The organism is Mesorhizobium dulcispinae (genome assembly GCF_033977345.1).
In the GTDB taxonomy this organism is placed as follows: domain Bacteria; phylum Pseudomonadota; class Alphaproteobacteria; order Rhizobiales; family Rhizobiaceae; genus Mesorhizobium; species Mesorhizobium dulcispinae.
Genome location: NZ_JAVIIY010000017.1, coordinates 45,352 through 67,296 on the forward strand (window position 1 = coordinate 45,352; position 21,945 = coordinate 67,296).

At 61.1% G+C, this 21,945-nt stretch carries 15 protein-coding genes; 5 read left to right on the top strand and 10 right to left on the bottom strand.

Annotated elements, in window-relative coordinates; genetic code table 11:
• Positions 1-24: 24 nt before the first annotated feature.
• A complete protein-coding gene (locus RFN30_RS27055; protein WP_320265118.1) occupies positions 25-2,586 on the bottom strand; it encodes a GcvT family protein in 2,562 nt (853 codons plus the stop codon).
• A 221-nt stretch (positions 2,587-2,807) separates the two neighbouring features.
• Here RFN30_RS27055 and RFN30_RS27060 point away from each other — a divergent pair, with 221 nt between their 5' ends.
• Entirely contained in the window at positions 2,808-3,941 is a 1,134-nt protein-coding gene (locus RFN30_RS27060) for a hypothetical protein (RefSeq protein ID WP_320265119.1), read from the top strand.
• Positions 3,928-7,452, top strand: coding sequence for a DUF4062 domain-containing protein (locus tag RFN30_RS27065; protein ID WP_320265120.1), 3,525 nt, complete (start codon positions 3,928-3,930; stop codon positions 7,450-7,452). Before RFN30_RS27060 ends, RFN30_RS27065 begins: the two co-directional genes overlap by 14 nt.
• A 91-nt stretch (positions 7,453-7,543) precedes the next feature.
• On the opposite strand, the gene RFN30_RS27070 is transcribed toward RFN30_RS27065, so the two are convergent.
• From RFN30_RS27070 to RFN30_RS27105, 8 genes are all read right to left on the bottom strand, one after another.
• Positions 7,544-8,299, bottom strand: a complete 756-nt coding sequence (locus tag RFN30_RS27070; RefSeq protein ID WP_320265121.1) for an FkbM family methyltransferase — start codon at positions 8,297-8,299, stop codon at positions 7,544-7,546.
• The gene (locus tag RFN30_RS27075) at positions 8,296-9,531 is read right to left on the bottom strand and encodes a hypothetical protein (protein WP_320265122.1); all 1,236 of its coding nucleotides are present in this window, start codon (positions 9,529-9,531) and stop codon (positions 8,296-8,298) included. Before RFN30_RS27075 ends, RFN30_RS27070 begins: the two co-directional genes overlap by 4 nt.
• Positions 9,532-9,540: 9 nt before the next feature.
• Entirely contained in the window at positions 9,541-11,013 is a 1,473-nt protein-coding gene (locus RFN30_RS27080; RefSeq protein ID WP_320265123.1) for an aspartate aminotransferase family protein, read from the bottom strand.
• A 24-nt stretch (positions 11,014-11,037) separates the two neighbouring features.
• Entirely contained in the window at positions 11,038-12,045 is a 1,008-nt protein-coding gene (locus tag RFN30_RS27085) for an NAD-dependent epimerase/dehydratase family protein (protein WP_320265124.1), read from the bottom strand.
• A complete protein-coding gene (locus RFN30_RS27090; protein ID WP_320265125.1) occupies positions 12,042-12,476 on the bottom strand; it encodes an EamA family transporter in 435 nt (144 codons plus the stop codon). The genes RFN30_RS27085 and RFN30_RS27090 overlap by 4 nt, the downstream gene beginning before the upstream one ends.
• A 123-nt stretch (positions 12,477-12,599) precedes the next feature.
• Positions 12,600-13,958, bottom strand: a complete 1,359-nt coding sequence (locus tag RFN30_RS27095; protein ID WP_320265126.1) for an FAD-binding oxidoreductase — start codon at positions 13,956-13,958, stop codon at positions 12,600-12,602.
• Positions 13,955-15,394, bottom strand: coding sequence for a UbiA family prenyltransferase (locus tag RFN30_RS27100; protein ID WP_320265127.1), 1,440 nt, complete (start codon positions 15,392-15,394; stop codon positions 13,955-13,957). The genes RFN30_RS27095 and RFN30_RS27100 overlap by 4 nt, the downstream gene beginning before the upstream one ends.
• A 204-nt stretch (positions 15,395-15,598) precedes the next feature.
• Positions 15,599-15,862: a hypothetical protein gene (locus RFN30_RS27105; protein ID WP_127428268.1), complete on the bottom strand. Its 264-nt coding sequence runs from the start codon at positions 15,860-15,862 to the stop codon at positions 15,599-15,601.
• 182 nt (positions 15,863-16,044) lie between these two features.
• Here RFN30_RS27105 and RFN30_RS27110 point away from each other — a divergent pair, with 182 nt between their 5' ends.
• Together RFN30_RS27110 and RFN30_RS27115 are read left to right on the top strand one after the other, a co-directional pair.
• A complete protein-coding gene (locus RFN30_RS27110; RefSeq protein WP_320265128.1) occupies positions 16,045-16,881 on the top strand; it encodes an AraC family transcriptional regulator in 837 nt (278 codons plus the stop codon).
• A gap of 108 nt (positions 16,882-16,989) precedes the next feature.
• Complete coding sequence (locus RFN30_RS27115) at positions 16,990-17,880, top strand: NAD(P)H-binding protein (RefSeq protein WP_430699089.1); 891 nt, start codon at positions 16,990-16,992, stop codon at positions 17,878-17,880.
• A 98-nt stretch (positions 17,881-17,978) separates the two neighbouring features.
• On the opposite strand, the gene RFN30_RS27120 is transcribed toward RFN30_RS27115, so the two are convergent.
• Complete coding sequence (locus tag RFN30_RS27120; protein ID WP_320265130.1) at positions 17,979-20,468, bottom strand: mechanosensitive ion channel family protein; 2,490 nt, start codon at positions 20,466-20,468, stop codon at positions 17,979-17,981.
• Between the two features lie 208 nt (positions 20,469-20,676).
• Here RFN30_RS27120 and RFN30_RS27125 point away from each other — a divergent pair, with 208 nt between their 5' ends.
• Entirely contained in the window at positions 20,677-21,936 is a 1,260-nt protein-coding gene (locus RFN30_RS27125) for a sarcosine oxidase subunit beta (RefSeq protein ID WP_320265131.1), read from the top strand.
• The last annotated feature ends 9 nt before the right edge of the window (positions 21,937-21,945 follow it).

Below are 21,945 nucleotides of genomic sequence, written 5' to 3' on the forward strand. Positions count from 1 at the left end.
TTGGCAATGCAGACAAACCCGCGTTTAGCTGCGCGGCTTGAGGTTTTCCGGGTCGTAGAGCGGCTTGTAGCCGACGCCGGCCACCTCGACCGGATAGGTCTCGCCGAAGTACTCCACCTGCAGCTTGCGGCCTTCCTGGCAGTAGGCCCAAGGCAGATAGGCGAGCGCGATGTTCTTGCCGATAGTCGGGCCGTAGGCGACCGAGGTGGTGAAGGACCGGCGGCCGAGCTCGTCGACCAGCGTCTCGCCGGTCGCCGGATCCTGCACCGGCATCGTGCCGACCGGGTAGCGCGCGACGCCCTTGGAATCAGTGTTCTCGGTCATCACCAGCGTGCAGAGCATGGCCGGCTGGTGCTCGCGAGCGCGATATTCCAAGTGCTTGGCCTTGCCGCAGAAGTCGTTCTCCTTGACCTTCGGGCGGGCGAGATCGGCTTCGAGCAGATTGTACTCGGTCAAGAGATCGGCGTTCTGCAGCCGCAGGCTCTTCTCCATGCGGCGCGTGTTGGCATAGGTCTCGACGCCGAAAGGCATCACACCGGTCGAGCGCAGCGCGTCCCAGACGGCGAGCCCGTCCTCGTAGCGCATATGCAGTTCCCAGCCCTGCTCGCCGACATAGGAGATGCGGAAGGCGGTGACGTCCTTGCCGGCGATGCGGATCGGCTTGATCGCGGCGAACGGGAAATTCTCCGGCGAAAGCCCGTTCGGATCCTCGACCACTTTCTGCAGGGTGGTGCGCGCGTTCGGGCCCCAGATACCGATGGTGACGTATTTTTCGGTCACGTCCGTGACGGTGGCATCAAAACCTTTGTCCTGCGCGGTGCGCTGCATATAGCGAAAGTCGCGCGGACCGGCGTCGGCGCCGTCGATCACCCGGCAGCGGTCGGCCATGCGGATCACCGTGAAGTCGGCACGCACCATGCCTTCCTCGTCGAGGAAGTGGGTATAGATGCCCTTGCCGATATTGTTGTCGCCGCCGATCTTGGCCGCGCACAGCCATTCCAGCAGCGCGACATGATCCGGACCTTCGACATCATACATCGAGAAATGCGAGAGGTTGACGATGCCGCAATCCTCGCTCATCGCCAGATGCTCGGCATTGGAGACGCGCCAGAAATGGCGGTTGTCCCACTCGTTCTCGCGCACCGGCACACGGTTGCCGTATTTTTCGAGCAGATGCTCGTTGGCGGCATAGCCGTGGGCGCGCTCCCAGCCGCCCAGCTCCATGAAATATCCGCCGAGCTCCTTCTCGCGTTCCCAGAAAGGCGAGCGGCGAATGTTGCGGCCCTTGGAGAAGGGCTCGCGCGGATGCACCGCCGGATTGTAGACCTTCATCGCCGTCTCGGTGCAGCGATCCCAGATGAACTCTTCCTTCGTCTGGTGCGGATAAAAGCGCGAATAATCGATCGCGTGATGGTCGATCGACGTGCGGCCGTCGGTCATCCAGTCGGCAATCAGCTTGCCCATGCCGGGGCCGTCCTTGACCCAGATGGCGACGGCGTACCACAGCCCCCTCACCTTCTGGCTCTCGCCCATGGACGGGCCGCCATCGGTGGTGACCTGTAGCAGGCCGTTGAAGGAATGGCCCTCATTGTAGCCGAGCTCGCCGAGGATCGGCGTCAGCTCCATGGCCCGCTCCAGCGGGGCCATGATCTGCTCCATGTCGAGGTCGCGTTGCGAGGGCGACAGTCGCGCCTGGTCCTTTTCGAGCAGGTCGCGCGGATGGCAGAGACGCGGGTTGGCCTCCTCGTAGTAGCCCCATTCGATCTGCCCGCCCTCGGCGGTCTTCGGATCGCCGGTATCGCGCATATAGGCGGAGTTGCCCTGGTCGCGCAGCAGCGGCCAGCCGATCTCCTTGCCGGTGCCGGCGAACTCGTTGTAGGGGCCGAAGAAGGTGAGCGGATGGTCGATCGGCATGACCGGCAGGTCCTCGCCGACCAGCGCCGCGGTGAGCCGGCCCCAGATGCCGGTGCAGACAACCACATAATCGGCTTCGATCGTGCCACGCTCGGTCACCACGCCCTTGATGCGGCCATTGTCGACGATCAACTCCTTGGCCGAGGTGTTGGCGAAAGCCTGGAGCTTGCCGGAGGCTACGCCCTGGTCGACCAACTTGCCGGCCACCGTTTGCGAGCGCGGGATGACGAGGCCGGCGTCGGGATCCCACAGACCGCCCTGCACCAGATGCTCTTCGATCAGCGGGAATTTTTGCTTGATCTCGGCCGGCTCGATCAGCCGCGCGCGTGTGCCGAAGGCCTTGGCCGAGGCGATCTTGCGCTTGATCTCGTCCATGCGCCCGTCGTCGCCGACGCGCGCGACCTCGAGGCCGCCGATGCGCGCGTAATGGCCCATCTTCTCGTAGAAATCGATGGAATAGAGCGTCGTCCAGCAGGACAGGAAATCGTGGCTGGTCGTGTAGCAGAAATCGGATGCATGCGCCGTCGAGCCGATATCGGTCGGGATGCCCGACTTGTCGATGCCGACAATGTCGTCCCAGCCGCGCTCGATCAGGTGATGGGCGACCGACGCGCCGACGATACCGCCAAGACCAACGATGACGACCTTCGCCTTTTTCGGAAACTCTGCCATGGCCCGCGACTCCAAATGGATAAAGCGGGCGGGACTATAGGGCGGAGCGGTGGGGCGATTGAAGCCTGTTTGCGACATCGGCAAAAAGCCGTGCGACGAACTGACAGAACGGCCCCGGTAAGGCGGTCAGGACGCCAGGAGCCATTACCCCCATTAGATTCTGATGCTAGCATTCGACTATTCATAATTTATCCGCTGATTCTTAAAATCACTCGCGGCACATGGCAAAACGGGAACATAAGCCACCAAGATCGCGACCGGACTCGAAAGGTTTCGATTTTGGTACTCCGGCGCCATACATCGGCGCCTTCAATCTGGATTGGGTCGATCATCTTACACGATCGGAGGTAGTAGGTTGTGCTTACGCCTGGGCCGAAGCATCAACTGTACGCGCCGCCGTGCCGACAATCTCACTGGTTGTCAGGGATGGAATTCTAGCGAAAAAAGCGTTCGATGAATTTGAACGGTGGGCAGAGAAAAGCGATGATGATGCTGTCGAGCTAACGGTCGTTTTTTTGCAATCTGGCGGATATCTCTTGGGTCTTTCACCGGAACCAAAAAGACGACTCGCCAAGACGGCAATTCCGGCAATCTTTGATCCTTTGATGATGGTAGAAGCCTGGATAAAAACCCTTGACACCACGAGTCAGCCGATAAGGGATTTAGAAGTCTATAGCAGAAGCCTAATCGCTCCAATTATTTTTGAGGCTGTTACTTTACCTTCTGGTGTTAATCAAATTTCTCAATACACCCCTTTTGAAGCAGTACCTGGAACGAGACCGTTTCTAAAGTTCTGCACTGAGTTCGCGCACGAAGGTGACGACAAGATGTCGCCCGCAGCAGAGATGGTACTTTATAGCCATCTTAACCGTGATCGACCGAAGCGGAAGTCTGCATTCAAACCAAATGGCGCCCAAACGGACGCCCGGCAGTGGGTTCAAAAACGCCGAAATGTCCTTTATGAGTTGTTCCCGATGACAATTTTTCGAGCTCGCAACTCTGGATTAATTTCAGCTGTATCAGAGAAATTTTCCAAGCATAATATACCAAAAAGACATATAGAGCAGGCAATATGCAACATAGTCTTGAGTAAAGTAATTGACGGAGAAAACCCTCATTATGACCAAATAGATCGAAATAGCCTCCTCAAGCGAATAGTTGAAGGCTCAATACAATACACCGAGAATACCGGAGAAGTCAAAAAGGTTGCGGAAATTTCTGTCGACGACGTCGTTAGTCAGATACGCCTTGATGTGGCATATGTGACAGATGTCATTGGAGAAAGGAAGCACAACAATAGTCTTGGTGCTCAGCTCACTATCTTAAAGCGGCGGGGTTATCTTGACAGCGCGTGACCACTCTCAAGTGCTGGCGCCTTTCGACAAATTGAGCATATTTGTCAGTTCAACGATCGGAGAATGCGCCGCAGAGCGAAAACATGCTGCAGCGGGAATCCGAGGCACCAACCATGAGCCTGTCGCATTCGAAAAACTTGGCGCTCGGCCCTACCACCCAAGAGAGGTTTATCTTTCTAGATTGCGCCAGTCGCACATAGTTGTAGCGATCTACAAGGATCAATACGGCTATATCGATGCTGCCAGCGGCATGACGATCTCAGGCCTGGAGGACGAATACCGACATACAAGAAACTGGGGATTGCCAATCCTTGTGTATATCCAGAAAGACGCAACTAACAGAGCTCCACGACTGCAGGCGCTCATAGCCGAGATCATGTCATCGGGCACCACAGTAGCGTTTTACGAAAGCCCCGCTGAACTCGAAACGCAGATCAAGGATGATGTCACCGCGCTGACGACCCAGCGCTTTTTCGATGCCGATGCTTTGAGCAAGGCTCTTAGAGAAAGATTGGACATCGCTTCTGCTCCGCCCGGAGGCCTGATACCGCGCGCGGATGTGCTTCAAGCTCTCGATGAACAAATAAGGAGCAGCAAGCTCGTGCGACTCGCTGGAGCGCCGGGTTCAGGCAAAACGACGTTGCTTTCAGAGCTAGCGAAGGCCCGCGGCTACAAGCTGGTCTATGCAAGCCAGTTATCACCAAAAGAAATATTTGCCGTTCTTGCCAATCAACTTCGTGGCGTTTCGGCTGATGCAGCTCAACAGTTTGCAACCTTTGAAGGCGCAAAACACGCTTTTGCGTCCGCATGGGCCGAGGCCAGCGAACTCACGTTAGTTATCGATGATAGTCCGTACATAGATGACATTATTGAGGTAGCGTGGAGCAAAAAATCGACCCAAAATCACCAAGGTCGCATACTCTACTCGACGCGTGATTTGGATCCAGTGGACAGTCGCGTAGAGTCGATCTTTCATCTACCACCAATGAATCTCGAACAGACGGCGCTAATGCTGAAGTCTGTAAGGCAAGATCATACGCAAGAGGAAGCCATCCGCCTTTGGGAGGTTACCAAAGGTAATCCACTTCGAATTAGGCAACAACTGGTTTCCTCGGGGCGGTCAACGAAACAAGTGTGGCAAGATCTTAACCCCTCGCAGCGAGAAATTGTTACGTATTTGACCATCGCGAGGTCTGGTCTGGCCGTTGAAGACTTGCTTTCATTGCGCAATGATATTTCGTACGGCCCGGAAAATTTGTTTGCCGATGTCGACCTGTTGCCTGAACTAACCGTTGGCACAGGAGTGGGATTCAGGATCGTACATGAGGAAATCCGAGACGAACTCTGGAAGCTTATCGCGGCTAGACCTGAGCGAATTCAATTTGCTGCCGGCCGGCTAAGCAAATTCCTAGAAGCCGAAGGTCGAGTTGTCGAGGCGTATTTCGTTCTCGCCAAATCTGGTCATAAGGACGCTGGACGCCTTTTAGGCAAAGCAGCTTTTGAAGCGGCAAGATCGGGAGATTGGAAGTCGTCAATCTCGATTCAGGAAGAACTGCTCAAGCGGGCCGAGCGCCGCAAAGACATCGACGATGCTATTCATACCCGTCTGGCGTTGGCGCAAGCTTATCAGATAAGTGGCAATGTGAACGTCGCCCGTGAGTTTCTGGAGCGCGTTCGCCAGGATGTCACGAAAGCCAGTAAAGAGATTCGGCTGTTCGTGGAGCAGTTCATTCTCTCATCTACGGCGCTGTTTGAGCTAACGCCGAAATCTGTTTCTGACCTTGAGGCACTCAAATCTCAACTAAAGACGGCAGGGCGAGAATGGCATGCAGCACGGATTTCGATCGATCTGAGTGTCGCCTACATTCATGCGCACAATGCTCCCGCAGCTGAGCGTGAAGCGCGTGAGGCACTTGTAGTCTTTGAAGCGGTAGACGACGGCTACGGATTCGAAATCGCGCGAAGAAATCTTGCGTCGGCTCTCTATGCACAGGGTGGCAGAGATCAAGAGGCAGATCGACTTGTACGTGAAATCGAGTTGGCTGAGCCGGATCAAGACGGTCGTCGTTCACGTGCTTGGCTCTGCAACATGCTGGTGCGTAAGAATCGAAAAGTCGGAGCGCTTGGAGAAGCGGAGGAAAACGCCCTTGAAGCGATCAATATCGCCAGGGAACTGGGCGACGAAGCGCTCGTTGCTGTTAATCAGATTTGCCTTGGCAACGTGCTCAGCGACAAGAAGCAATTCGCCGAGGCAATAAGGGCCTACGACACAGCAGCCAATTTGGCTCAGAAGTGTGGTCGCCATGAAGTTGAAGCGCAGGCGTCTTACCTAGCAGGAGATACCTACAACAGCATCCCAAACGATCATCCGGATCGAAAAAGCGATTCTGCCGAACGAGCGGAGTTGCTTTCGAGGCACGCCATTGGGCTGATGCGGGGCACCATTGCTTACGATCATATGTGGAGGGCATACGACACCTTGGCTGACGCACTCTACGACCAAGGCAGAAAGAAAGACGCCGTCGATGCGCAATTTCAGTCCGCCACTTATCTTCTAAAAATCAGAGACTGGGATAATTTTGAGCGGCTGTTTATGACTGCATGCCACAACGCTGCTGATATCGGTCCCTTGATATATTTGAAGGGTATCGGAGCCACCTTCGGCCTTGATACCACGTCTAAGGAAGATAGTACCCTCCTGGAGAGACTATACGAACCGCTTGATGTGATTTTCAGAGAGCTTCCGCCAAACGTCTTGTTACCTTTCTTCGGACTTCACCTGCATCTGATGTCCCGGCACCTGCCGGCTCCCGTTACCCGGCGACTAGTCGATCTGATCTTCGATCTGCTCCGCTCTGTAGCCAAGGAGCGGCCGGACGAACCTTGGCGGGTAGTTTATCCCGCGATCACTTTGGCTGCGGGTTGTTCAGCTTCCTTGACGATTCAGGACTTCGTTCGGATCGCACAAAATGTCTCTGAGTTTGTTCCCGATCTGCATATTCGCCAAATGCGCGAGGGCGACTGTCGTTGGACCGTTGTCCTATCGCTGCCTTCACCTGTTGCGATCAGCATCTCTCAGATCGACGACGAGAAGCCAACTGTTCTCGCTTGCCTTGTTTTGTGGCTGTTTCTAAAGGGTTTCGAGGCGGCGCTGGCGTCCGAATTGCTCGGAGGCGTCACACTACTCAATGAAATAGCTCTCCAGATAGCCAACGGTCCAACAATGCCACCAGACCTTCAAAGACACGTCGCAGCTTCGCTAAAGGAGACGCCCTGCGTAGTCTCCCGCCCGGCTAATATTGAGGCCGACGACGTCAAAGATCCTACCCTAGTCTTTCTCTCTGAGACATTCCTCGCTGACCTCAGCATAGGTCAAGGACGTGGAGGGGCTCTCCAGATTTTGTTTGGCCTCACTGCGATCGAACTCGCTTACCGCCTATTACGTGGAACCGTTGATATTGAGGCTCTGGGGCCCAAAGTCACGGCTGTCGTAAAGCAATCCATCTCTTAAACGATTTGGCCTTGCTAACGTCCGTCATCGATCCCACGGATAGTATTCTGAAACAAACAAGAAAAGAGTATTCCGACACTGAAGGGCTCGCTCAGGCGAAGGCCCAGATGTCCTCGGCCTGGAAGCCGACCTGGTAGCGGGCGGTCTTGAGCTTGACCACGACCTGGCCGATCTCGGCCGCCGGCAGCGCGCCGACCTCGATCTTGATCATGCCGGGGCGGTAGCGCTGGAGGTCGAGCTGGTCGAACACTATCCAGTCCGCGCCCTCGCAGTCTACCAGGAAGGCGTCGATATACCCGATGGCGTTGCGGTCGAGCAGCGTCTGCAACGTCTCCGACGGCACCTCGATGTCCTTCAGATGCGGCGCGAACTTGTTGAAGTTGGCATCCGCCTCGCCCCAGGCGTTCTTGCCAGACATAAGATTGGTGTCGGTCACCGACGAGCAGCCGATGAACTCGATCGGCAGCGTGCCGGCCTCCAGCGCTGCGGCATCGAACGTATGGACGGTGATGGTGCCCTTTGTCCTGGTCACCGCCACAGGCTCGATGACGAAGCGGCCAGTGTCCGGATAGTTGGCGCGCAGCCGCTTCTGGTTGTAGGGGATCGGCTCGACAAGCATCGCCCGAGCACCCCTGATGCGATGCAGCCACGGCGTCACATCGTCGAACAGCGCGCCGTCGCAGGCGCCGACATTGACCATCTGGAACGGCCGGCCACCACCGAAGCGCGCCTTGAGCGCCGCCTTGGCGAGGAACTTCGTGCCGCGCAGCGCGGGCCCGCGATCGAGCAGGCCGGCGGGCAGACCGAGCGACAACAGAACGCGCGCGAGGCCGGAAACCGAGTTCATGACCTGTCTCCAGGAATGGCCGGTGGCGCGGCGCGCTGCCCACCCTGGCTCGCCGATGCCCACAACGCCATCAGCGGCGCGGCCAGCAGCAGGAAGGGCGGCAGAAGGTTGGGGAAATAGATGCGGGTGTCATGGATCGGGAAGACCGTGAACTTGGCGAGCACGCCGAGCACCAATGCCGCAAGCAGGATGCCGGCGCGGCGCTCGAGCCGGAAGCCGGCGCGGTCGAGCCCGTACCAGCCTGCCAGTGCCAGCACCGAGACGCCGACCCAGCTGTCGACGTCGATGGCGCGCACCACCGAAGCGGCAAAGGCCTTGAGATAGGCCGCCACGGAGAACGGCGGTTCGAAACCGTCCATGTTGTAGTGCTGCTCGACGCTGGAGAACCACAGATGCGGCCACCAGCCGGGATGCTGCGCCCAGTGCGAGATGGCGAAATAGGCGACGAAGGAGGCAGCGAAACCGGCCAGCGCGCCCCATGCCTTCTGGCGGAACGCGACGAGCAGCACGGCGAAGATGGCGAGGAAGACGATGTTATCCGGCCGCGCCATGAAGGCGAGGAAAAGCAGGACCGCCGTCGCGACCTCGCGTTTGCGGACATAGGCGAACAGCCCGCCGAGGAACAGCGCCGAGCAGAGGAGGTCAGGCGTCGAGGCTCGCGCGGCATCGCCGAAATCGGCCATGATCAGGATGGTGCCGGCGACCGGCGCCAGCGCCAGCGCACCTTCCGCCCGCAGCCAGGTGAGCGTGACGGTACCGAACAAGAGCACCGAAAACACCTGCACCAGCCGCATCGCCTCGACCGGCGAGACGACATGACTGAGGCTGGACAGGATCTCGGCGTAGAGGAACTTGATCCGATACATGCCGAGCAGCGAATGGAAGTCGGCGGCATTCTCCGCCATGTGGCTGCGGAAGCCGCCGCCATCGTCGGTCAGCGTCTTGTAGTCGCCCGCCGACACGCCTTCCTTGGCGGTGCTGTAGGCATAGTGATGCAGCGCCTGCGGATCGGGATAGGTGCCTTCCTCGGCGATCGCCAGATAAGGCAACATGTCCCAGTTGGCGTCGGGCATGAACCAGGCCGTCACGGCGGTGAGCAGGATGTAGAGCGAGAAGGCCGCCGCGCCGATCGGCGCGGCCCATTTCGCATACGCCCCCTCGCCCCAGGCAAGACCGGCGCCGGTCAACCGTTCCAGTGCATTGGGCGGGGCAATGGGCGGCCTGGTCAGCATCGTCTGCCCTCAGCGGACCTGGCTTTTCGCGAAATCCTTCACGATCGTCACGATGCCGCGCGACAACAGGCTGTCGAAGGCATCGACGAAGCGGTCGACATGCTCGCGCTGGCAGATCAGCGGCGGCTCGAGCCGGATGACGTTGCGATTGTATTCGGTGAAGGCGACGAGCACGTCATAGTCGCGCAGCAGCAGCGAGCCGACGAAGCCCGACAGCGAGCCCTTCAGCTTGTCATCGAGCACGCTCACCACCGGACGCAGCACCATCGGCAGGGTCTGCGAGAAATCGCGGAACTCGAGCCCGACCATGAAGCCCTTGCCGCGCACGTCCTTGATGATCTTCGGATATTTAGCCTTCAGCGCCTGCAGCCGCTGCAGAAGGTAATCGCCGGTCGAAGCCGCATTGTCGATCAGGCCCTCGTCATAGAGCACGTTCAGCGCCTCGATCGCCGTGACGCACGCTTCGCCCATGCCGCCGAACGTCGCCATGGCATGGATCATCGCCGTCTTCGGCGTGCCATACGCCTTCATGTAGACGTCGCGCTTGGCGATCATGGCGCCGACCGCCGCCTTGCCGCCGCCGAGCGATTTTGCCAGCGCCGTCACGTCCGGCACGACGCCGTGGTGCTCGAAAGCGTAGAAGCGGCCGGAGCGGCCATAGCCGCACTGCACCTCGTCGGCGACCCACAGCACGCCGTACCGGTCGCAAAGCGCGCGCAGCTTCTGCCAATATTCCGCGGGCGCCTGGATGATGCCGCCGCCGCCCTGGATGGTCTCCAACACAATGACACCGATCTCCGGATCGCATTTGAACAAATGCTCGACGGCGTCGATGTCGGCGAAGGGCACGCGCACAGCATTGTCGGCCACCTTGAACTCGGCGCGGTAGAGCTGGCCGTCGGTGATCGCCAGCACACCCTTGGTCTTGCCGTGGAAGGAATTCTCCGCATAGACGACCTTCGGCCGCTTCGGGCCCGCGGCGCGCTCGGCGAGCTTCACCGCCGCTTCCATGGCTTCGGAACCGGACGAGCCGAGGAACACCATGTCGAGGTCGCCGGGCGAGCACTTGGCGATGTTGTGCGCAAGGGCTGCCGCGTATTGCGACATGAAGGCGATGGCGATCTCCTGGCGCTTCTCCTCCTGGAATTTCTTGCGCGCATCGAGGATGCGCGGATGGTTGTGGCCGAAGGCCAGCGAGCCGAAACCGCCGAAGAAATCGAGGATCTTGCGGCCGTTCTGGTCGATATAGAACATCCCCTCGGCGCGCTCGATCTTGACCTTGTGGAAGCCGAGCAGCTTCATGAAATGCAACTGGCCCGGGTTGAGGTGCGCCTTGAACAGGTCGGTGATGCGGGCGACATCCATCGCCTTGGCCTGCTCGACGCTGATCAGGTCGGGCTTGGCGATTGCTGCGGGCGACAGCGCCGGCGCCTCGACCAGCGCGCGCGTGCCCGTGTGTTCCGGCTTGGCCATGACGGTCATCTCGAAATCTCCCCTTCGCCGCCTTTATTCGGCGGGAACGTGTTTGGCGGCGACGGCGTGGCCGTCCTTCTTGGCGCGGTATTCGCTGTAGGCGGCGATCAGCATGTCCTCGTCGCGGTATTGCGGCACCCAGCCGAGTTGGCGCTCTGCCTTGGACACGTCGAGCACGCATTCCTCGTCGGCGATCAGATACTGCTCCGGATCCATGATCGGCATGTTGAGGAGGTCGAGCAGGTCGAGCGTGCGCTTGACCGCCCAGCCCGGCGTCGGCAGCAGGATCGACCTGGAGCCGGCATGGCGGATCAGGTCGCCGAGCAGTTTTCTGACCGGCGGCGGATTAAGCGAGCCGAGATTATAGGCCTCGTTCGGCACGCCGGCTTTCCAGGCCGCGCGGGCGGCTTCCGCGCAATCGAACACCGAGATGAACTGGTAGGGGTTCCGGCCCGAGCCGATCATCGGCACCGGCAGGTTCCAGTCGATCAGCTTGAATAGCTTTTCCAGGATGCCGAGGCGGCCGGGCCCGATGATCAGGCGCGGCCGGAACAGCGAGATCGACATGCCGCGCTTGCGCCATTCGGCGGCAAGCTCCTCGGTCTTGAGCTTCGACAGGCCATATTCGCCGAGCGGCGCCACCGGATGATCCTCGGTCATCGGCAGCACCACGGTATGGCCGTAGATCATGTCGGTCGTGTAATGGACCAGCTTCGAGGCACCGGCCTTGTCCATCGCCTGGATGATGTGTTCGGTGCCGTGGAAATTCACCGGGAAGAAGAAGTCGTGCCGCTTGGCGCGCACCTGGATCGGCGACAGCATCTTGGCCGACAGGTTGTAGACCATGTCGTCGGCCCTGAGACCCACTGCCGCGACCGAGGCCGGATCGGTCACGTCACAAGTGATGAAGCGCACCGAACGATAGTGCGGCAGGTCGCTCTTGACGATGTCGGCGACGACGACGTTCTCGCCGTCCGCGGCAAGCTTGGGGGCAAGGTGACGGCCGACGAAACCGTCGCCGCCGAAAATCACATGTCTCATCGAACGATCTCGTTTGTGCCGATCTTGTCGGAGGTGATGGAAGCGGTCTGGTCCTGATGCCCGCGGCCACTCTGCGCAATCAGCACGGTGCCGACGCAGATGAAGGCGATGCCGGCGATGCGCCAGCCATTGAGGTCCTCGCGGAAGACGAAATAGGCAAAGACGGCGACCGCGACATAGGCGAGGCTGAGGAACGGATAGGCGAAGCTGAGCTCGACCTTCGACAGCACGTAGAGATGCGAGGCCATCGAGATGACGAAGGTGCACAGGCCGAGGAAGACCCACGGGCTGAACACGATCTGTAGCAGCTTGACGAGCGGATTGACGCCCTCGAACGAGATCGGCCCCATCGACATCATGCCCTGCTTCAGCATGAGCTGCGCAGCGGCATTGGTCATGACCGTGAAGAGAATGAAGACGATGTATTTCATTGTTGCCACCCCGCCCTTGAGCGGTCCTACTGCAAACCAACAAATATTTCGTGAAATCACATGTTTATTTTGAGTAAATCCTGATCTTAATGTTTCGCTTACCAATCTTTACTCAAATTTGATCTATTCCGCAGCCACTGCGGCACCTCGCCGAACCTCCAGCTTTTTCGCTGTCCGCGCCCAGAAACTCGATAGGAAGGCCGGGTCGCGAAGCGCCTGCAGCCGCTGCCATTCCGGGAAGGACGCCGCGAAGGTTTCAGGCCCCATGCGCGCATCCTTGTAGGGATTGACGGCCCCGCCGGCCTCGACCGTGATGCGGTCGAGCTCGGCGAGAAGCCTCAGCGTCCTTTCGCCCCTGTTGGGGAAATCGAGTGTCAGCGTGTAGCCCGGCCGTGGGAACGACAGCAGCGCCGGCGAACGGACATCGCCAAACCGCTTCAGCACCGTCAGGAACGAGCCTTGGCCTGCCCGCCGTGCCGCTTCGAGCAGCGCCGGCACGGCGCGCCGCGCGACGGCCTCAGGCACGACGCTCTGATGCTGGAAAAGCCCGCGCGGTCCGTAGAGCCTGTTCCAGTCGCGAACGCCGTCGAGCGGAAAGAAGAAGCCCTGGTAGCCCGCCCGGCGCGCATCGGACGAGCGGCCCTTCTTCCACCGATAGGCGGCGTTGAAGACGGTCAGGAACGGCCGGTTGAGCACGTTGAAGGGCGGACGCACGGGCACAGAGAGCCGGCTGCCTGCACGCGCGGCGGCATGCGAGCCGTGCTCGGCATGATTGCCGGTGAACAAAAGGCCCCGCCCGCGGCCGTGGCCGCCGGCAAGCTGATCGATCCAGGCGACGGCATATTCATTGGCCTGGTCGGCTGCGTCGGCCAAATCGAAGAACTCGCCGAGATCGCGGAACCGCGTCGCCTTCTCGATGATGTCGAGCGAGGGCACGCGCATCAGCCGGATCGACGCCGAGAGGATTAGTCCGGTCAGCCCCATGCCGCCAATCGTCGCCCTGAACAGATGGGCGTTGTCGGTGTCGGAGCAGCGATAGGTCCGGCCGTCGGACCGCAGCAGGATCACGGATTCGACATGACAGCCAAATGTGCCGCGCCGGTGGTGGTTCTTGCCGTGGACATCGTTGGCGATGGCGCCGCCGAGCGTGACGAACTGCGTGCCCGGAACCACGGCAGGAAAGAAGCCGTAAGGCGCGGCATGGGCGATGAGGTCGCAAAGCAGCGTCCCGGCATCGGCTTCGAGCACGCCTGTCTCGGCGTTGAAAGAGCGGATGCGGTTTTGCGGCCGCATGTCGACGACCATGCCGGCGTCGTTCTGGCAGCTGTCGCCATAGGAGCGGCCATTGCCGTAGCCGATGAGCGAGCCTGGCTCGGCCGCGCCGCTCTTCAACAGCGTGATGGCATCGTCGGCCGGGATGGCCCGGCGTGCCGCGGGCGTCGCCAGTCCGAAGCTGCCGAAGCGTTCGCCGCCCGCACTCACCAACCCCAGCCCCCCGCGACCAGAAGCACCGCGCCGATGGCGACCACGATCTGGCTGCGCCAGTCGCGGATGATGAAGACGACCGGGTCGTCATGCATCTCGTCGCGGCGGGCGAGTATCCAGACGCGCATGGTGAGATAAAGCACGATCGGCGCCAGGGGCCACATCACCCATGGATGCGGATAGAGCTCGCGCACCGCGACGCTGTCCATGTAGAGCGCCAGCACCAGCGCCGAGGAGAAGGCCGAGGCCATGCCCGCCTGGGCGACGATCTCCTGGTCCTCGGTGCGGTAGCCGCGGCCGGCGATGCGCTCGCCGACCGGGATGGCGGTCGTGCGCAGTTCGACGAAACGCTTCACCAATGCAAGCGAGAGGAAGAAGAAGATCGAGAAGGCGAGCAGCCAGAAGGAGACGTCGACGCCGGTAGCAGCCGCGCCGGCCAGCACGCGGATCGTGTAGAGGCCGGCCAGCGTCAGCACGTCGATCAGCAGCATGCGCTTGAAAGACAGCGAATAGGCGGTGGTCACGACCATGTAGCCGCCGAGCGCGCCGAGGAACTCGATCGGCAGCAGGCAGCCGATGGCGATACCGATCGCGAGCAGCACGGCGATGGCGCCGAGGCCGAACGGAATCGACAGCACCCCGCTGGCGAAAGGCCGGTGGCGCTTGGTCGGATGCTTACGGTCGAGCGCGAGGTCGAAGAAGTCGTTGACGATGTAGATGGCGGAGGCGACGGCGCTGAAGGAAGCGAAAGCCAGAACGCACTGCCAGATCATGCCGACGTTGAAATACTCGTGCGACAGCACCATCGGTACCGCGATCAGCGAATTCTTCAGCCACTGATGGACCCTCAGCATCTTGATGTAGGTCTTCAGCGTCGGCTTCGGCGCCGGCATCGTCTCGGCGCCATGCGCCGCCTGCCAGCGCTGGGCGCCGCGGTCCGGCGCCACGACGATGGCGTTGCGCGCGCCGTCGAAGACTTTGAGATCGTGCCGGCTGTTGCCGGCATAGTCGAAGCCGCCATCGCCATAGGCGGCGACCAGCGAGGCGCGCTTCCTGGCCGAAGTCAGATTGTGCGATCCGTCCGTCGCCAGCACGCGATCGAAGATGCCGAGATGCGCCGCGATCGCCTCGGCGAATTTGCGCGGCGTGCCCGTTGCCAGCACGATCTTGCGGCCTTCCCCGTGCTCGGTGCGAAGCCGCTCGAGCAATTCAGACCGGTAAGGCAGCGATGCCGGATCGATATCGACGCGCTTGGCGATTTCCAGCTTCAGCCGCGCCGAGCCGCTGGCCAACCAGAGCGGCACCAGAAAGAGATAGAGCGGGTTCTTCTTGAGCAGGATGAACAGGCCTTCCCATAGAAGGTCCGTTGCAATCAGCGTGCCGTCGAGGTCGACCGCAAGCGGAATTGCGTTCCTGTCCGACCGCGCGTCCATTGTTGCCCTGCCCTGCTCACCCCGCGCCGTGTTTCGGCGCCCTCGCGACGGATATAACGGGAGATGGCGGAGCGAACGTTAAAACGCCCGGTTGCAACGCGCTGTAAAGACGGTATTTCCGGAGGCATCGTTAAGCGGCGGCTACCGGAAACGATAAAAGGCCGGACATTCGCCCGGCCTTTGCCGATCGTGCTTATGGAGCGCCTACTTGATACGGGCAATGCCGCCCGAGATCTCGACCGTCTCCGAACCGGTCAGCGCTTCGAGGTCACCGTTGGGCAGGGTGACAAAGCAGCCGTTCGGGCAGAATTCCACCGTCTCGCCGGCGGCCAGCGCCAGCTCGGTCTTGCCGCCGCCTTCGGTCACGATCAACGTCCGCGTCTGGGCGTCCTTGTTGACCGCGCTGGCGGCAAAAGCCGAACCGCCCAGGGCCAGGAAAGCGATGGCGGTAACGACAGACTTCCACATTGCAATTCCGGTGTTTCCACACCGCCTCTGTTCAATTTCGCAAGGCATTCTCGCCCTTTGCGTAAGAGCTTATATGAGATGTAACCTGAACCGCAACTGAATGCCGCATTCATGCCACAATTGGTTTCGGCCGCCTGACCACCCTGTCAATTTTGTCGATCAAGCCGATATGATGCGAAAGGATGCATAAGCACGAGGCGAAGACGATGGCCGGTAGCTGGCTGGAAACGATCGGTGTGGAAGTTGAGCACCGGAAGATCGCCGCGGGCCTGACCCACGTGCCGGCTTCGCCCTACCACAGGCTGGGCATCCATGTCGGGCCATCCGTCAACGCCTTCTGCCGCTGCGACGGGAAGCGGCATCGGCGGGTCCAGTCGCACGGAGACATAGACATCGTTCCGGCGGGGCTGGACGGCGACTGGGAAGACGACGCCGACTGCACCATCCTGCGCTTGTGGGTCAATCCGGCACTGGTTCGGCAAACCGCCTGCGATCTCGAAATCGATCCGGACCGGATCGTCGTCGAGCCGCAGTTTCAACGCCGTGACCCCAGGATCGAACATATCGCATGGGCGCTGGCGAGCGGACTGCACCCAGAGTTGCCGTCGGACCGGCTCTATGTCCAAAGCCTGGCCAGGGCGCTCGCCGTGCAGCTGGTTCACGGGGCGTCGCAAAGGATCCCGACAGGGCAAATGCTGTCGTCCAGCCAGAAGCGGCGGCTGCAGGACTTCATCGAAGCCAACCTCGATCAGGATCTTGCCCTGGATGATCTGGCGCAGGTTGCGGCCATCAGCGTGTCGCATCTGAAGGCTCTGTTTCGCCGCAGCTTCGGAGTGCCGGCCCATCAATATGTCATCCATCGACGGGTCGAGCGCGCCCGGTTGCTGCTCGACCAGAATGAGATGCCGCTCAGCCAGATCGCGCTGGAGGCCGGCTTCGCCCATCAAAGCCATATGGCTCGCAGCATGAAACGCGTGCTGGGAATCACGCCAGCGGCGCTGCTTCGTCTGCAGCGATAGCCGGGCCTTCCATGTGACTGTCCTTTTGTGCGCTTCGCCGTCCTTATCGGGGCGACGCGCCGTCGTACATCTGGCATCCAGCGCTCCGACATAGACAGGAGAATGAAGATGTTCGTGATTCTAGGCGCCACGGGGAAAATTGGACGAGCGACGGTCGGTGTGCTTCGCCAAAACGGGCTCCCGGTAAGGGCAGTTGTTCGCAATCCCTCGAAGGCTCAGGAGCTTCGTGCTTGTGGTTGCGACATAGCCGTGGCCGACCTCAGGGATATGCCGGCGCTTGTCGAGGCAACAAAAGACGCTTCGGCGGTGCAGGTGATCTGCCCTACACTCGTTCAGGCGGAAAATGCATCGGCAGAAATGGAAGCGACGATCGGCGCAATTACCGAGGCGCTTCGGCAAACCCGTCCGGCGCGCATCCTGGCAATCTCGGACTACGGTGCTCAGCTGCCGACCGGCACCGGCATCACGCTCACCTTCCATCATCTGGAATCGGAACTTAAGAAGCTCGCCGCGGCACTGACCTTCCTGCGCTCCGCCGAGCACATGCAGAATTGGGGCCGCGGAACCGGACGGGCGTTGCAGACCGGGGTTCTTGCCAGCCTGCATCATCCCGTCTCCAAAACCTTTCCGACGGTCTCGGCAGGAGATGTCGGCCTGATCGCGGCGGATCTGCTTCTCGCGGATCGCAACGACGCAATGCGCATTGTCCACGCCGAGGGACCGCGCCGCTACAGCGCCGTCGACGTGGCCGATGCGCTCAGCAAGATCGCCGGCCGCGAAATCGTGGCACGTGAAATGCCGCGGCAGGACTGGATCTCCATGCTGGTCGCCGGCGGCATGAGTGCGAGCTACGCCCAACTCGTCGCAGACTTATTCGATGTCCACAATGCCGGCCAGATCGACGCGGAACAGGGTGTTGGCGAAATACGATACGGCAAGACGGAGCTTCGCGCGGCCTTGTCGGCACTAGTTCCGTCCACGCTAACGGCGAAAGCCTAGAGCAATTCCAGGAAAAGTGTGTAACGGTTTTCCGTCTGGAATTGCGTAAAAACAAAGAGATAGAGCGGTTCGCCGTTTCCGTGAAACGGTGAACCGCTCTAGCCCGGATCGGGCTTGCGGCCTCTCCTCTTCGTTTTAGCCAAACGCGCCTGCTCGGCCGCGGCCTCGGCTTCCAGCCGCTCGCGTTCGGCGAACTCGGCTTCGATCTTGTCGTCGTCGATCGGCCACGACTCGTGCTTCTTCGTCTCGACCACGGCGCGCGGCGTCGACGGGATTTCGATATGCTCGTCCTCGAAGATATCGAAGATCGCGAAGCGGACGTCGTTCTGAACGATGCTGCCGTTCAACACGTCGGCCACGAAGACGCGGATTTCGAATTCGAGCGCGGCCGCCCCGAAATTGGCAAAGAGCACAAAGGGTTCGGGGTTCTTGAGCACCATCGGATGGGCGCGGGCAATGCCGAGCAGGATGGCGTGGACGCGCTTGACGTCGCTGCCATAGGCGACGCCCACCTTGATGTCGACGCGGCCAAGCTTGTTGCGGTGCGTCCAGTTGCCGACCGCGTTGTTGATGAGGTTCGAGTTCGGCAGGATCACCGACTGCCGCTGAAACGTCTCGATCTCGGTGGCGCGCACGCTGATCTTCCTGACCGTGCCGCTGATGTCGCCGGCGACGATCCAGTCGCCGACCTTGAACGGTCGCTCGGCAAGCAGGATCAGGCCTGAGACGAAGTTCGAGACCACGTTCTGCAAGCCGAAGCCAATACCCAGCGAAAGCGCGCCGGCCACCAGCGCCAGATTGGAAAGATCGATGCCCGCCGCCGATATGCCGACGAGCCCCGCAAGCGCGACGCCGGCATAGCCCACCGCCAGCCGGATCGAGTTGCGCACGCCGGTATCGACCTTGCCACGCGCCATCACCGAGCCGTCGAGCCAGCCCTGGAACCAGCGCGTCAGGAAATAGCCGATGACGAAGACGACGATGCCGGTCAGGATGCCGAGGACGGAAATCGTCACCGAACCGATCGTGACGCCTGTCGCCAGCTTGAAGGCCCAGGCTTCGATATCGCCGGGCTGGAAGCCCCACATCAAGAGGATCAGCGGCAGGAACACCAGCACGATCATCAGGTTGATGGCTATGCTGACCACCAGGCCGAGCTGGTCGAGCGCGGTGTCCTCGTAGCTGGAATTAGTCGACAGCCAGCGCCCGACCGAGGTATCGGCGAAGCCGCCCTCCTCGCCGATCGCCCGCGCCGACAGGAAGCCGATATAGGCGGTGACGAGCGTGGTGCCGGTGACCACGACCTGGATCGAGACAAAAAGCGCAAGACCGATATAGCCGAGCAGTGCCGCGGCGATGGTGAGCAGGCCGAGCCCGATGGCGATGAAGCGAAGCCAGGCCGGCCAGGGGCGCCAGGACCCGTCACGCGCCTTGAAAGGCCTCAGCAGGCCCATCAGGATCAGGATGACGCCCACAATGACGGTGGCAACGAAGCTCCTGGCGATCGTCAGCGACAGCGGCGAACCCATCTTCTCGTTGACGACCGACAGGAAGTAGTTGAAGCCGAGAACCACGGCCATGGCGGTGGCCAGCCGCACCAGCCAACGCGCCGGCCCGGTTGCGACTGGAATGAGCCGCCAGTTCGGCAGCCGCGGCTCGAGTGCCGCATTGGTCAGCCGGTTGACGCAGAACACCACCGCGACGACTGAGAGCAGCGCGTTGAGGAATTCGCCGATGTCGCCGCGCAGCACGTTGTAGTAGTTGAAGAAGAACACCGTCGAGGCGAGGAACGCGCCGAGCGCCACCGTCGGCAGCAGCGTCGACCAGAACGCCACCGAAAGCCGGCTAAGGTAGGACGGCTCTTCGACCGAAGGATCGGCCTCGAAGATGCGGCCGAACAGGCGCCTGCCGCCGATCAGCAGCAAGGCGGCCAGCGCCAGCGCCATCAGCGTCGCCGCAAGCATGGCTTGGAACTTGAACTTCCACGCGAAGGTGAGCCAGGACGTTATCGCCTTGTAGAGACCGGTGAACTGGTCGTGCGCGTCGGAAAAGGCCTGCGGGCTCAGCGCATCGGTCAATTCGTAGCGCTTCGTCAGAACGCTGCGGAACAGCTCGCTGCGCTGGATAGCGATCTTGTCGACCAGCCCGCTGATGCGGATCGAGAGGTTCTGCGCGCTGGCGACCACGGCATTGATTTCGGCCTTCTCGGCCGTCAGCGCCGCGCGCTCATTGGCGACGATGGCAGGTTCCGGCGGCTGCCCCTGTGCCGGTGGCGGCCCCAATACCGCGATGCGAGCGTTGATGTCGTTGAGGCGCGGACGGAACGCGAGCGCGCTGTTCAGCGCGGCGCGCGAAATATCCTCGAGCTGCAGGCGGATATCGACAAGGCCGGCATCGTCCTGGTCGGGGGCGCCTACCTTCTTCTCCAGGCCGTCGGTCTTGGCCGTCAGGTCCTGGATGGCCTTGGTCTGGTCGGCGACGAGCTGCGCGGAGCCCTGGCCGATTGCCTGCGCCATCGCGCCGGACGACGGCTGCGCCGCGACGGCGACAATGGCGACCAGGATCAGGCGTAGCAGTCGGAAAATCATGACGTGACGGGCGACTCGCTGCCGAAAGATCTTCGAAAATTCCGCCCTTTGATAAAGACCGGCATATCAGGCGGCAAGCCGTCTCCATCCGCGGGCCGGAGACGCGGATCGAAGTCGGCCAGTCGAAAAGCGATGGCGCAATCTTGGCTTTGCGCTTCTCGCCTGCTCTATAGTCTGCCGCCTCGCACCCAAAAGGACGACAGGAAGAATGGCGGAATACTCAGCCTTTTCGCTGCTCAGGAACGCGCTGACCGGCAACCAGGACTGGAAACCGGCCTGGCGCAAGCCGGACCCCAAGGCGTCCTATGACGTGATCGTCATCGGCGGCGGCGGCCATGGGCTCTCGACCGCCTACTACCTCGCCAAGGAACACGGCATCACCAATGTCGCGGTGCTGGAGAAAGGCTGGCTGGGCTCGGGCAATGTCGGCCGCAACACGACGGCGGTGCGCTCAAACTACCTTTTGCCGCAGAACACCCGCTTCTACGAGCATTCGATGAAGCTGTGGGAGAACCTGTCGCACGACCTCAACTACAACGTCATGTTCTCGCAGCGCGGCTGCCTCAACCTCGCGCACACGCCGGCCCAGCTCGACGACTATGCGCGGCGCGGCAATGCCATGCGCCATCTCGGCGTCGACGCCGAGCTGATGAGCGTCAGTGAGATCAAGCGCCTTGTGCCGGCGCTGGACGTCTCGGGCTCGGCGCGTTTTCCGGTCCTCGGTGGACTGATGCAGCCGCGCGCCGGCACTGCCCGGCACGACGCTGTCGCCTGGGGCTATGCGCGCGGCGCCGACCGGCGCGGCGTCGACATCATCGAGAATTGCGAGGTCACCGGCTTCCTGCGCGACGGCGACCAGATCATCGGCGTGACGACGACGCGCGGCGATATCCGCGCCAAGAAAGTGGCGCTTGCCGTTGCCGGCAGCACCGGTCATGTCATGCAGCTTGCCGGCATTTCGCATATGCCGATCGAAAGCCACGTCCTGCAGGCCTTCGTCACGGAATCGTTGAAGCCGATCATCGACACCGTCCTCACCTTCGGCATGGGCCATTTCTACATCTCGCAATCCGACAAGGGCGGCCTCGTCTATGGCGGCGACCTCGACGGTTACAACAGCTATGCCCAGCGCGGCAGCCTGCCGGTCGTCGACGAGGTGATGAGCGAGATGCTGGCGCTGTTCCCGGGCCTGGCGCGGGTGCGCATGCTGCGTTCCTGGGGCGGGCTTTGCGACATGACGATGGACGGTTCGCCGATCATCACCACCGGCCCGCTGCCCGGCATGTATCTCAATTGCGGCTGGTGCTATGGCGGCTTCAAGGCAACGCCCGCGTCGGGCTGGTGCTTCGCCTGGACGATCGCCAAGGACGAGCCGCATGAGTTTAACGCGCCCTTCACGCTCGACCGTTTCTATCGCGGCCTGATCATCGACGACAAAGGCCAGGGCGCGACGCCGCGGCTGCATTAGGGTTTGAAA